The 13,026-nt window shown below is 39.3% G+C and carries 10 protein-coding genes; 6 read left to right on the top strand and 4 right to left on the bottom strand.

The genetic code is table 11. From position 1 onward, the window contains the following. Window positions 1-59 precede the first annotated feature (59 nt). From VF06_RS08630 to VF06_RS08620, 3 genes are all read left to right on the top strand, one after another. Window positions 60-1,547, top strand: a complete 1,488-nt coding sequence (locus VF06_RS08630; protein WP_099069165.1) for a S1 family peptidase — start codon at window positions 60-62, stop codon at window positions 1,545-1,547. 50 nt (window positions 1,548-1,597) lie between these two features. Then, window positions 1,598-2,701 carry a trypsin-like peptidase domain-containing protein gene (locus tag VF06_RS08625; protein ID WP_099069166.1) on the top strand — a complete coding sequence of 368 codons (1,104 nt, stop codon included), beginning with the start codon at window positions 1,598-1,600 and terminating at the stop codon, window positions 2,699-2,701. Between the two features lie 70 nt (window positions 2,702-2,771). Further along, complete coding sequence (locus VF06_RS08620) at window positions 2,772-3,524, top strand: hypothetical protein (protein WP_099076550.1); 753 nt, start codon at window positions 2,772-2,774, stop codon at window positions 3,522-3,524. A gap of 74 nt (window positions 3,525-3,598) precedes the next feature. Here VF06_RS08620 and VF06_RS42515 read toward each other — a convergent pair whose 3' ends face one another. Together VF06_RS42515 and VF06_RS39025 are read right to left on the bottom strand one after the other, a co-directional pair. Beyond that, entirely contained in the window at window positions 3,599-4,648 is a 1,050-nt protein-coding gene (locus VF06_RS42515) for a L,D-transpeptidase (protein WP_244918185.1), read from the bottom strand. 101 nt (window positions 4,649-4,749) lie between these two features. Next, window positions 4,750-4,935: a hypothetical protein gene (locus VF06_RS39025; protein ID WP_143861628.1), complete on the bottom strand. Its 186-nt coding sequence runs from the start codon at window positions 4,933-4,935 to the stop codon at window positions 4,750-4,752. A 500-nt stretch (window positions 4,936-5,435) separates the two neighbouring features. On the opposite strand from VF06_RS39025, the gene VF06_RS08610 reads away from it, so the two are divergent. The 3 genes from VF06_RS08610 (at window position 5,436) to VF06_RS08600 (ending at window position 10,920) form a co-directional block, all read left to right on the top strand. Then, the gene (locus VF06_RS08610; RefSeq protein ID WP_244918184.1) at window positions 5,436-6,797 is read left to right on the top strand and encodes an efflux RND transporter periplasmic adaptor subunit; all 1,362 of its coding nucleotides are present in this window, start codon (window positions 5,436-5,438) and stop codon (window positions 6,795-6,797) included. A gap of 78 nt (window positions 6,798-6,875) precedes the next feature. After that, window positions 6,876-10,232 (top strand): efflux RND transporter permease subunit, encoded by a 3,357-nt coding sequence (locus VF06_RS08605; protein ID WP_099069169.1) that lies wholly within the window; start codon window positions 6,876-6,878, stop codon window positions 10,230-10,232. Between the two features lie 454 nt (window positions 10,233-10,686). Then, on the top strand, window positions 10,687-10,920 hold the full coding sequence (locus tag VF06_RS08600; protein ID WP_099069190.1) for an MbtH family protein: 234 nt from the start codon (window positions 10,687-10,689) through the stop codon (window positions 10,918-10,920). A gap of 360 nt (window positions 10,921-11,280) precedes the next feature. Here the strand turns inward: VF06_RS08600 and VF06_RS08595 are convergent, their stop codons facing one another. Together VF06_RS08595 and VF06_RS08590 are read right to left on the bottom strand one after the other, a co-directional pair. Continuing rightward, entirely contained in the window at window positions 11,281-11,910 is a 630-nt protein-coding gene (locus VF06_RS08595; protein ID WP_099069170.1) for an ABC transporter permease, read from the bottom strand. A gap of 44 nt (window positions 11,911-11,954) precedes the next feature. Further along, window positions 11,955-12,710, bottom strand: coding sequence for an ATP-binding cassette domain-containing protein (locus tag VF06_RS08590; RefSeq protein WP_099069171.1), 756 nt, complete (start codon window positions 12,708-12,710; stop codon window positions 11,955-11,957). Window positions 12,711-13,026: the final 316 nt, after the last annotated feature.

Below are 13,026 nucleotides of genomic sequence, written 5' to 3'. Positions count from 1 at the left end.
TGGAATTAACATCAGGTATAGATTGAACAAATGAACATATCCTGTAAACAAATCAAAAAATGAACTGGCGTTTATTCATATTAGGAGTTGGACTTAGTAGCGTGTTACTTATGCGACTAATTGAAACTCCTAATTTTCTTGTATTAGCTCAAATTATTTTTCAGCTTAGTTTAACTCAGAAGTCATCTATTCCTCTATCTGAGAGCAACTTGTGTAAACTTGCAAAAATAAATACCGTCAGAATATTAGATGGAGAATTTTGGGGTTCAGGTATTTTAATTCAAAAGCGAGGTACGGTTTATTACATCCTAACAAATAGACATGTCCTCAAAGGGAATAAAAAAAGCTACCCTATCCAAGTTTTTGACGGCAACAATTACCAGACCTATGAAGCTAATGTCTCCAAAATCTTTAGCAAAAATAGTTCTGCTGAAAACGATTTAGATTTAGCTATTTTACAATTTAATAGCCCTTTAATATCCTACCAAACAGCTGAAATTGAACAATGGAGACAAGGACAAAAAGTTTTGGCTGCTGGTTTTCCGATGACTCCTAATCCCCCTCACAAAAGAGGAAACATTTTCTGCACCTCCTTAGCAGATGTTTCTCTTCAACTTAAAGCGCCGATGAAACAAGGTTATCAATTGGGGTATTACCTAGAGGTTCAAAACGGGATGAGCGGAGGGCCACTGTTTAATGAACAAGGTAAAGTCGTTGGTATTAATGGTAAAGGTAGACCCGCCATTTTTGTGAACCGCAATCTCTATTTATATAGAGATGGAACCCAAGTTCCGGAACCTCTAGAAGTCTTAAAATCTTCAAGTTGGGCAATTCCCATTCAAACAATTGTTAATCATCGTGACTTACAGTTTTTATCTTTAAAAAGAGATAGTAACAATGTTACTAGTATCCCACTACCAACAACTATCAAAACTCCTGTGGTTTTGGGATCGCAGGCTTCTAATGAAAATATACAAAAATTAGCAGCACAAATTACAGTCAAAATTATTAGACCTAGCTTGTCAGACTCCACTAAATTTTCTGGTACTGGAGTTATAATTGCTAAAAAACATGGTGGAATTTACTATGTTTTAACTAATTCTAATGTGGTTTTTACTCAGGATTATTATGAAGTAGGAACTTATAATCAATTAGATACAAAACAATATCCAGCTAAGATTATTAGCAACCGACCCGATTTAAAATTAGCTTTATTACAATTCAGTAGTTCTATAAATTATCAAGTTCCATTTATAAGATATTCTTATAGTCCCAATACTTTAACTCCAGAATCTTCTATTTATATAATTGGTGCGACTATTCTAGGTAAAACTATTCAATTGAATATAACTCCAAGCAAACTAACAAAAGTAGTAAATTCGCAAAATGAAGCCAAACTAATGTACAACAATTCTATTAATCTCAGCAGCGGGATTATACTTGATGAATCAGGCAATTTAATTGGGATTCATTCCTCAACAGGAGATGTAATTCCTCTAAATGACTTTCTCAAAATGGTTCCTCCAGAAGTTTTGATGTCAAACTAAAATTGACTAACAACTCGATGTAAAAAAACTTGGTAAAAGAAGACTGAAATATGAAATTAAGTTTAATTATTCACACAGCATTAATCAGTAGTGCCTTTATTTTTTCCAATTCGTACATTGGGATGGCACAACCTAGTTCACAAACAGAAACAACAACTTGCCCTGCTGAAATTCAGGCAAGTGTGAAAAAAAATTTGCTGGTTATCTATTTCTCAGAAGGGTTTCAATTAAAACCTTCACCTTATGGCACTGCTGTCTTATTTGCCCAAGATAATAAAACTCTATATGCCTTTTCTGTCGGTCATGTTCTTACTAGTAATATCCCATCAACTAACGTTTATGCAAATTTTCCAAATAGTAATAATAATCCTCTAGAATTTCGTCGATTAGACAATTCTCCTAAATCTGATGATATAGCTATTATTCAACTTGAATCAAAGACTCCATTAACTACCGATTTTTTGCCTTTAGGAGAATCAAAACAATTACAGCTGGGAAAAGATATAGTTTATGTGGCTGGTTGGCCTAAGTTCCAGGATGGAAATGAGGCAAAGGTAAAGTTTTTCTGTAAGATTGGGAAATTTAATGGTTATGCTAATTTGAGTCCAGTCATGCAGATAAAATATGATGGGGTTTGGACTAGTGGTGGTGGTAGTGGTGGTGCTGTAGTTAACAAAAATGGTAGCTTGGTAGGTATTCATCAACGAGACGGTGGAGGCATCGCTATTGAATCTTTTCTAAAAAAAGCTGAAGAAATTCCAGCTGTTAAACAAGCTTTAGAGAACTTAGGCACTGGACGTTCTAATTTTGCGAATAATAGCAATAACTCTTCAACTACCAGTTCTATCTCTGCGCCAAGTCTTGATAACTCTTCAACTAACAATTCTACGCCTACACCTAATCCTGATAATTCTTCAACTACTAGTTCTAACCCTACGCCTAATCCTGATAATTCTTCAACTACTAGTTCTAACCCTACGCCTAATCCTGATAACTCTTCAACTACTAGTTCTAACCCTACGCCTAATCCTGATAACTCTTCAACTAACAATTCTACGCCTACACCTAATCCTAATAACTCTTCGACTGGCAAAAAGAATCCTCCAATTACTAATCCTTGTCTTGCCAGTGGTCGCTCTGGACGTTGTTGGTAAATAGTAATGATTTCTCAATGGAAATCCAAAATTAATCTGTGGTACTTCAATCAATACTCAAAAGGTTGTTATGTCTATCAAGTCAATGCATTTTTCCCAATTGAATTATAATTTAAAAATTGTACGATTTATGAAAAATTTGGCAGTCTTATTTTTTATTCCAAACAAAAAATTTTTAATTGGTTTATGTTGGAGTATGTTGCTTGTTTTAGAGCCAAATTTGAGTTTTCAGGCAATCGCTACACCAACAGGTTCCTTAGCTCAAACTTCTACTAATCCAGAACATAATTCTTCTAACCAAAATCAAAAACCTGAGACAACTAATTCTTCTGACCAAAATCAAAAACCTGACGCAACTAATTCCTCTGACCAAAATCAAAAACCTGAGACAAATGAGCAATCTACAGCAGAGGAAGATGTAATTAAAGAACTCAAGGGTAAGTGGCAAGGAAAAGATCCATCTTCAAATGAAACTATGTTTTATATTTTTACTGAGGATAACAAATTATTTATCATTAACAAATCTCAGTTTGGACTTTTTGGTGTCGAAGCAAAATATCAAGTGATAAATGTCAAAAATAAACCGATGCAAATTGATGTTGATTTTGGTAAAAATAAAACTGTCCAAACTATTTTTGAATTTGCTAATAAACCACCACTTCCCAATCAAAAGCAAGGTATTAAACAGTTACGTATTGAACTAGTAAATCTAAATTCTGGTAATCGTCCTATAGCGTTTTCTCAAGCTAAAACAATAATTTTAACAAACGTTTCAGATAATATTAAGCTAGAGAATACGCCTATAGTTGAATATACAAAATAACAATAAATCTAATTTTCGATAATACTAAATTTTTGCATCACTGCAAAAAAAAATTGATACTAATCACGATTACATTACGGAACTACCTTGACAGGCATACCGATAGTTACCTGTTGATATAATTTTAAGATGTCTTGATTTCGCATCCGAACGCAGCCGTGAGAAACAGCTTGTCCGATTAATTTCTCATTGGTAGTACCATGAAATCCAATTTCTGCACCTCCATTCGACAAAAAACCAATCCAAGCAACTCCTAGAGGATTTTGAGAACCGGCTGGAATAATTTCTTGGGTGAAAGGATTCTGCCAAATAGGATTTTGTTCCATATTGATGACTGCGAATGTTCCAGTAGGAGTTTCCCACCCGGAACGGCCTATTGCAACTGGATAACTGGCTTGTAATTTTCCATCTTTATACACATATACACGGCGATCGCTCAAATTCAGAAGTAGGTATTTCTTGTTAACAGTTTCTTGAGGCTGGATAATATTTGACGGAGTAGATGGAGAAGTAGATACCGTTTGATTAACTTCAGATCTCGTGTCAGTAGAAACTACCGCACTATAAATTGGTGTCTCTTTGGCCATCGAAGAGGCCATATATAAAATATTTTGACGTTCTTGAGCATTAAATTCGACGGTATAGAGGAAACCCTCTTGCTCCCACATTACTGAGGAAAATTCAGTTGAAGGCTGTTGTTTTAATTCATCAAAGAAATATCCTTGGATACCATCTTTTAGGGTAATAGGTGCTGCTGCTAATTTATGTTTTTTAAATGCTTGTTGGGCATTTACTGAAGTATTGCTATCTACTGAAAAACTACCCACCAAACAAGATAATTCACCAGTGTCACAACTAAAGACATTAACTGTTAATCGGGATGAAGAGTTTTCCCAAATAACTCGAATTAAATACTGCTTATTTTTTCCATCTACTAAATTATTAACACGAATTTTAGAGGGTAAACGCATCTGCCATCCTGAGGGAAGTTTATCCTTGATTTGTTCTAGATAATTAGTAAAAGTGGGGTCATAACTGGCTATAACTTTAAATGGATTTGCTAATAAAATAAAAACTGATACAAAAATAACAAACTTATATTTTATGAACGAATGAATTAACATTTTAAATGCCTCACTACATCTCATTAAGTTAACCTCTAATTGGCAAAGTATTGCTATTTTAAACAATACTTTTTCATTTTTTAGTTTTTCCTTAGCGTTTCCTAGTTTACTGGGTACAAATCTCTGCGTACCTCTGTCTTGAAAAGTTCTGTTCGTCGTTCGCGCAGCGTCTCGTAGAGAAGAGAAGCCAGATACATGCAAGCACAGCGAATCGCTACTCTATCGCCCCAAGCCGGCGCACCTGTGGGAAGCAAGCTACAGACTTTTTGCTGCGCTTTACTGCACATCCCTGGAGGGTTTCAAAATAGTATCTGTACCTCACTTAACTGGGAATCGCTATAAATTTTTTAATTAACAGTAACTATAAATAATCAGATATTTGGAATTAAATTATTGACAAAATGTCATCAGATATTCATACGAATGTCAAGCCAGCTTCACACAAATTTCCTTCTTAAGAGCTAAGCTAAAAAATAAATTATTTAGTACGCTAATAGTTAGAAATACTAATATTAAGTGAATCCACTAAAAATCGATCGCAACGATTTTGCGGAAAATGCAATGTTTGGCAACAAACCCTACTTTAGGGAAATAGGTGACACTCATTGTGATAATTAAGTACCAACTAAAAGCAGGCGATCGCTAATGCAGTCGCTTAGTTTTGGTTGACTATATTCAAACCATTGCTTTACTACTACATATCTGTGCTTTCCCTTTCCTTTAATTTTTTAATATGCGTTGTTTCATCTCCATTAAGACGAAAACCCCTGTATTTCTAGTTACTCAAATGATTCCTCGTCTTTTTGGCTTGATTCCAAGAGGACGGTTATGGCTTGTGATATTAGGTTTGACATACTTATGTTCTGCCTGTAACGCTTCCGAAGCTCAATCAAGTGGCAAACAAGCAGGTAAAAAGCGGGCTGTGCCAGTGGTGGTTACCACTGCAACTCAAAAAACTATTCCAATACAGCTATCGGCTACGGGAACAGTAGAAGCATATTCCACGGTATCTGTCAAGTCCCAAGTAGGCGGGCAACTGACTGGAGTTTATTTTCAGCAGGGACAGAACGTCAAGAAAGGAGACTTGTTATTTAAAATTGATTCCCGTTCCTTAGAAGCAGCGCTGATGCAAGCTAATGCTGCTAAAGCCAAAGATTTAGCCCAGGTGAAACAGGCACAGGCAAATGTGACGAAAGCGATCGCCCAAGTCAACCAAGCAAAAGCCAATGTCGCCAAGGATGTTGCCCAAGCCACCAACGCAGATGTCCAGGCCAAAAGATACAACAGCTTACTCAAGGAAGGGGCAATCAGCAAAGAACAAGCAGATCAGTTTCAAACCACAGCAGATGCTCAACGGGCAACAGTGAACGCAGATCGCAACGGTGTCGCAGACGCTCAAGCAGCCGTAGCCGCAGCCCAAGCAGACGTGCAAAACGCCCAAGCGGCAGTAGTAGCAGACGAAGCTGCCATCGCCAATGCCAAAATTCAGCTTTCCTACAGTTCCATCTACTCACCAATTACCGGACGTACAGGTAGTCTGAAGCTCGATCGAGGCAACTTGGTAGAAGCCAACGCCACCGATCCATTAATTACCATCAGCCAAATCCGACCGATTTACGTGACCTTTTCTATTCCTCAAAGGTTACTCCCAGATTTGAAGAAGTACAGTGCTAACGGCAAATTAGAAGTCATTGCCATACCTCCAAAAGACACAGGGCGTCCGATACGGGGTGAACTAACCTTTGTTGATAGCGGACTTAATACCCAAACAGGCACAATTCAACTCAAAGCCACATTTACCAACACAGATGAACGATTAGTTCCAGGGCAGTTTGTCAACGTAGTCCTCAAACTAACCGAAGAACGCAATGTCATAACAGTGCCTTCCCAAGCAGTGCAAACCGGACAGCAAGGGCAATTTGTATTTGTAGTCAAACCAGACAAAACAGTAGAAATGCGTCCAATTACCGTAGGCGACACCATTGGCAACCAAACAGCAATCAAACAAGGCTTGCAACCAGGCGAGCAAATCGTCACCGATGGACAATTCAACCTAGTACCTGGTGCCACAGTGCAGGTGAAACCCGAAGTAGGAGGGAAAGCAGGGGGGCAGGGAGCAGGGGGCAGAGGGGAAAATAATAACTCTTAACTCCTCACTCTTAACTCTTAACTCTTAACTCCTAACTCCTAACTCCTAACTCCTAACTCCTAACTCCTAACTCCTCACATGAACATTTCCCAGCTATTCATCCGGCGTCCAATCATGACAACCCTAGTGATGGTTGGCGTCTTAATATTTGGACTGATGAGTTACCAACAGCTACCTGTTAGTGACTTGCCCAATGTGGATTATCCGACACTCCAGGTAACGGCTAACCTGCCTGGAGCCAGTCCAGAAACAATGGCTTCTTCCGTTGCAACTCCTTTAGAGCAGCAGTTTTCTAGCATCGCCGGATTGAGTTCAATGAACTCTACTAGCTCTTTGGGTAGCGCACAAATTACGCTGCAATTTGACTTGAATCGGGATATTGACGGAGCTGCACAGGATGTACAGTCTGCTATTTCTAAAGCGGCGAGGCAGTTACCGACTAATATGCCCAATCCCCCTTCTTTCCGCAAGGTAAACCCAGCAGATCAACCAGTCCTCTATATCTCCTTGAATTCATCTATTTTGCCGCTGTCAACAGTAGATAAGTACGCCGAAACACTGTTGGCACAACGTTTGTCAATGGTGGATGGGGTGGCGCAAGTGCAGGTGTACGGCTCGCAAAAGTACGCGGTAAGGATTCAGCTCGATCCAGAATCATTGAGTGCTAAAGGCATTGGCATCGATGAAGTGGCTGATGCGATCGCTAACGGAAATGTCAACCTACCAACCGGCACACTTTACGGACAGCAACAGAACTATACAATTCAAGCCAACGGCCAACTCAACGATGCCGCCAGCTATCGCTCCCTAACTGTAACTTATCAAAACGGCGCACCCGTGCAGCTAAGCGAACTCGGTCAAGTACTCGATAGCGTTGAGAATGATAAGATTGCCAGCTGGTATTTTCCGACAAAACAGGGTAATAAAGAGCAGAAAATAGGACAGATGGGGACAGGAGGAAATAAAAAGAATAACTCCCAACTCCTAACTCCTAACTCCTCACTCAGCACTCCCCATACCCAAATCCAAAATCCTGGCGTGCGGGCGATCGTTCTGGCAATTCAGCGCCAACCGGGAACTAATACCGTGGAGGTGGTGGATGCAATTAAAAAACTGCTACCCACTTTCCAAAAACAGATTCCGGCGGCTGTGAACATGAATATTCTCTACGATCGCTCCCAATCAATTCGCGAATCCGTAGATGATGTACAATTCACGCTGTTACTCACCATCGCTTTGGTAGTACTGGTAATTTTTCTCTTTCTTCGCAATATCTCGGCTACAGTCATTCCCAGTTTGGCAGTACCGCTATCAATCGTAGCCACCTTTGCAGTCATGCTGCTGCTTGGCTATTCCCTGGATAACTTATCGCTGATGGCGTTAACTTTATCAGTGGGTTTCGTGGTGGATGATGCTGTAGTCATGCTAGAAAATATTGTCCGCCACATGGAAATGGGCGAAAGTCGTTTGGAAGCAGCCCTTAATGGTTCTAGAGAAATTGGTTTCACAATTTTATCAATGACCATTTCCTTGGTAGCAGTATTTATCCCTATACTGTTCATGGAAGGCATTTTAGGGCGACTGTTCCGTGAGTTTGCCGTTACCATCAGCGTTGCCATCTTAGTTTCTGGCGTAATTTCCCTGAGCTTAACGCCAATGCTGTGTTCTAGATTTTTGCGTCCACCTCATCATCAGGGGAATGAGGGAGATGGGGAGATGGGGAGATGGGGAGATGGGGAGGCAGGGGGAGCAGGGGGAGAAACGCCCGATGCCCAAATCCAAAATCCAAAATCTAAAATCCAAAATTTCCAGACTCGTCTCTACAATATTTCGGAAAGTTTCTTTGATTTGTTGTTGCGGGGATACGATTGGAGTTTGAAGATATCGCTCAAGTATCACCGAACAACAATGGTGATTTCAGGGGCAATTCTTGTAGCGACTATCTATCTATTTATCGTTGTACCTAAAGGATTTGTTCCCAACGCTGATGTAGGGCAAATTACTGCAACTACTCAAGCATCAGAGGATATTTCCTTTGATGAAATGGTAAAACATCAACAGGCTGTAGCTGCGATCGCTTACCGCGATCCTAATGTCGATTCCATTAATTCCAGTGTGGGAGCCGGCGGCCCAAATGCCTCTGCTAACAGTGGACGGCTGTTAATCGAACTCAAGCCCCGCCACGAGCGCCACCTCAGTGCCGATGAAATAGTGGAGGAACTTCGACCGAAGTTGTCAAGTGTACCTGGAATCAAAGTCTTCTTACAAAATCCCCCTGCCATCAATATTGGCGGGCAACAAACAAAAGCGCAGTATCAATTTACTCTCCAAAGTCCCAATATTCAAGAGCTTTATCAATACGCTCCACTTCTAGAAAATCAACTCCGCAACTTGTCAGAATTACAAGATGTCAACAGCGACTTACAAATCAAGAATCCCCAGGTCAAAGTAGACATCAACCGCGACCAAGCGTCGGCTCTGGGTTTGACTGTTAATCAAATCGAAACTGCCCTGAGTAATGCCTATGGTACTCGTCAAGTTTCTACTATCTACGCCTCTGACAGTCAATACCAAGTGATTATGGGGGTGGAACCAAAATATCAACAAAATTCCCAAGCCCTAGATTTGCTTTCGATTCGTGCCCCCAATGGACAACTTGTGCCTTTAAATGCTGTAGCAACTTTAACTAAAGATGTAGGGCCGTTGACTATTAACCATAAAGGACAACTAGCTTCTGTTACCTTTTCTTTTAATCTCAAACCTGGAATATCGCTAAGTAATGTTACTGGAAAAATTGAACAAATTTCTCGGCAAATACTACCAGCAACTATTAGTACAGGCTTTCAAGGTTCAGCCCAGGCGTTCCAATCTTCAATTCAGGGTTTAGGAATACTACTGCTGGTTGCCATTTTCGTAATTTATATTGTCTTGGGAATTCTCTATGAGAACTTCATTCATCCGCTGACTATTCTTTCGAGCTTACCTTCTGCTGGGTTTGGGGCACTGCTAACTTTGTTAATATTTGATGTTGACTTAAATATTTATGCCTTTGTGGGCATCATTTTACTGGTTGGCATTGTCAAGAAAAATGGGATCATGATGGTTGACTTTGCAATTGAAGCTCGTCAAGAAGGGAAAACTCCCTATGATGCAATTTATCAAGCCTGCTTGGTGAGATTCCGCCCAATTATGATGACCACAATGGCAGCACTAATGGGTACATTGCCCATCGCCCTTGGTTTGGGAGCCGGAGCAGATACACGCCGTCCCCTTGGTTTAGCAGTTGTTGGCGGCTTAGTGTTCTCGCAGTTTCTCACGCTTTATTTAACGCCAGTTTTTTACACTTATATGGAGTCGTGGCAAACTAATTTGCGAAAGTACAACTGGCAAAAACATCAACTTCAAAAAGAAGAGCAAATAGGAAAAACAGACTAGCGGTCTGTCGCAAAATTAATGGGATGGACTAATATACAAATAATCTGGTTCATTTACCTGAAAATCAAAGTCAATCGAGAAGTAACTCTCAAGCGTCTAATCTGTCCCAGTAAAAACAGAATTTATACCAAATTGACATAGGAAGTATTGCTTCAAATTCTTGGAACGGCTTTTTAGTAAAGGCTTTGAATCTAAAATTAAAAATCCAAAATTGGTATTATTCTTTAATTTTTATGAAAAATTTGCTTAACTGTCTTAACTGTCTTATCTGTCCTTGCACTTTGATAATAAAAGTCACAAAATAACTTTCGGTATCAACAAAATACAAATAAGTTGAATTATGAAGAATGCGATCGTCAAACTAGCAGTTGTAGCTAGTGTTCTGCTTTCTATTGTCTTTTCATGGCCAGTAACCCCTGCTTTTGCTTTTAATTTCAGCAGTACGAATGTTCTGATGACAACAACTACTGATGCATCTGTAGATAAGACAGTTTACAAAGTTGTAGTAAACTCTGAAGAGATGTATTCGATATGGCCAGCCGATAGAGAGGTTCCTCTTGGCTGGAAAGATGCTGGCAAAACTGGCTCTAAAGAAGAGTGTTTGGCTTACATTGATGAAGTTTGGACTGATATGAGACCACTCAGCCTCCGCAAGCAAATGGAACAAAGTACACCTAGTTCATATTAGGATATTTTTCACCCAGTTCTAACTCTAAATTCTCATACCAATTCAAAATTTACACATTAAGAAAGCCCATCGAATCAGGTTTTTGCAGTGTGTATCTGTGACATTCTTTTTTTACAGCAATTTTCAGGTAAATAGGCCACGCGGTAGGGGCGCAAAGCCTTGCTACACAAAAAATTGTTGGTAGAGACTAGTAATTGCTAGTCTCTACATTTATATAGGACTCCTATTTGATTTTTGAAAATAACTCCGTATACCTATATTCTCTGAAACCCTATTGCCTGTTGCCTGTTGCCTTTTGCCTGACTACGCAAATCATTTCAAATATCAAACCGAATTCCTATATATATGACCCCTAATTTGCTACTCATCTATGCCTATTTTTAATTGATTTTCTATCCACCCAATTGCTAAATCAGCCAGTAATGCAATTACCGCTGCTGGAATAGCACCAGCTAAAATTAACTCACCATTAACTAGTGATATCCCACGAAAAATAAATACTCCCAACCCACCAGCCCCAATTGCAGCTGCGATGGTAGCAGTACCAACAGCAATCACAGTTGCTACTCGTATCCCCGCTAGAATTACTTTCATGGCTAAGGGAATCTCAACTTGTAATAATAATTGTCTGTCTGTCATTCCCATACCTCTGGCAGCTTCGCGAATTGCTGCATCTACCCCAGTTATTCCTGTGTAAGTGTTGCGAATTATTGGTAAAAAAGAATATAAAGTTAAAGCCACAATTGCAGGTACTACACCAATGCCGGCAATGGGAATAAGTAAGCCAAATAGCGCCAAACTAGGGATAGTTTGCAGAATGTTGGCTATGCTGAGAATTGGTTTACGCCAAGAAGTTTTACGTGTAATTAAAATACCTAATGGAATCCCCACTAATATGGCAATTCCAATGGCAATGCCTACTAAAAAAAAGTGTTCTAGAGTATGTTGAAGAATTTCTGGTGCATACTTAACGAGGAAAAAATTTTTCATAAATTACAAGTCATAATTCAGCATAATTTTCATAAGTTTCCTTATTACGCATTTTTTAAGTCTGGTAAACATGCCATAAAAGCAAGGCTTTCTGGATGTTGAGATTGCATAAATTCATCTTTTGTCCCCAATACTACCAATTCTCCGCCATACATTAAACCAATTCTAGATGCCAAAATAAAAGCTTCTTGAATATCGTGGGTGACAAAAACAACTGTTTTGCCTAATTCTTGTTGCAAATTCCGGAATTCTTGTTGAATTTCTATACGGGTAATTGGATCGAGTGCGCCAAAGGGTTCATCCATTAATAATACTGGTGGATCTGCTGCTAAAGCTCTGGCGACACCGACTCTTTGCCGTTGTCCTCCCGAAAGTTCCTGTGGATAACGCATTGCAAATTTAGTAGGTTCTAAACCTACTAATTGCAATAATTCATAAACCCGCGTTTTAATTTTTTTTGGTTGCCAACCTTCTAAAGAAGGAACTAAACCCACATTCCTTTCTACAGTAAAATGAGGAAATAAACCAATTTCTTGAATTACATAACCAATTTTTCGCCGTAGTTGAATTTCATTCCATTCAGTTGTAGGAATACCATCAAATAAAACTTCTCCTTGTGTAGGTGTGAATAGGCGATTAATTAACTTCATTGTTGTAGTTTTGCCGCTACCACTACGACCGAGTAATACTAGTGCTTCTCCTTGGCTGATACTAAAGTTGAGATTTGACACTAAAGGGCGATGATTGCGGCTAAAGGTAACATTGCGAAATTCAACAGCAATTTTGTTATTTTTTTGCATAAAACAATCAATTTTAGATTTTGGATTTTAGATTTTGCATTTTCACAAATTCAATCGGCTTTTTCATATTTAGCTTGGATATTTTAATTTTAGGACTTAGGCAACGCCGATATTGTCATTGCGACCGAAACGCAGTGTAGGAAAGCAATCCCAGCGTCAGGGGGGATTACTTCTCTACGAGACGCTGTGCGTAGCTTGCTTCTGTTTAGGAGTACGCTATCGCTCGTCATGACGGAATTACGTTATTTTTGCGTAAGTCCTGAATTTGTGAAGACTGTTGTAGGTTGGATGGTGCAATTTAAATGTCGAGCGGCTT

The sequence above is a fragment of the Nostoc linckia z4 genome (assembly GCF_002608075.1).
In the GTDB taxonomy this organism is placed as follows: domain Bacteria; phylum Cyanobacteriota; class Cyanobacteriia; order Cyanobacteriales; family Nostocaceae; genus Nostoc; species Nostoc linckia.
The sequence above is the reverse complement of the archived record's forward strand: the minus strand, read 5'-3'. Positions and strand labels throughout refer to the sequence as shown.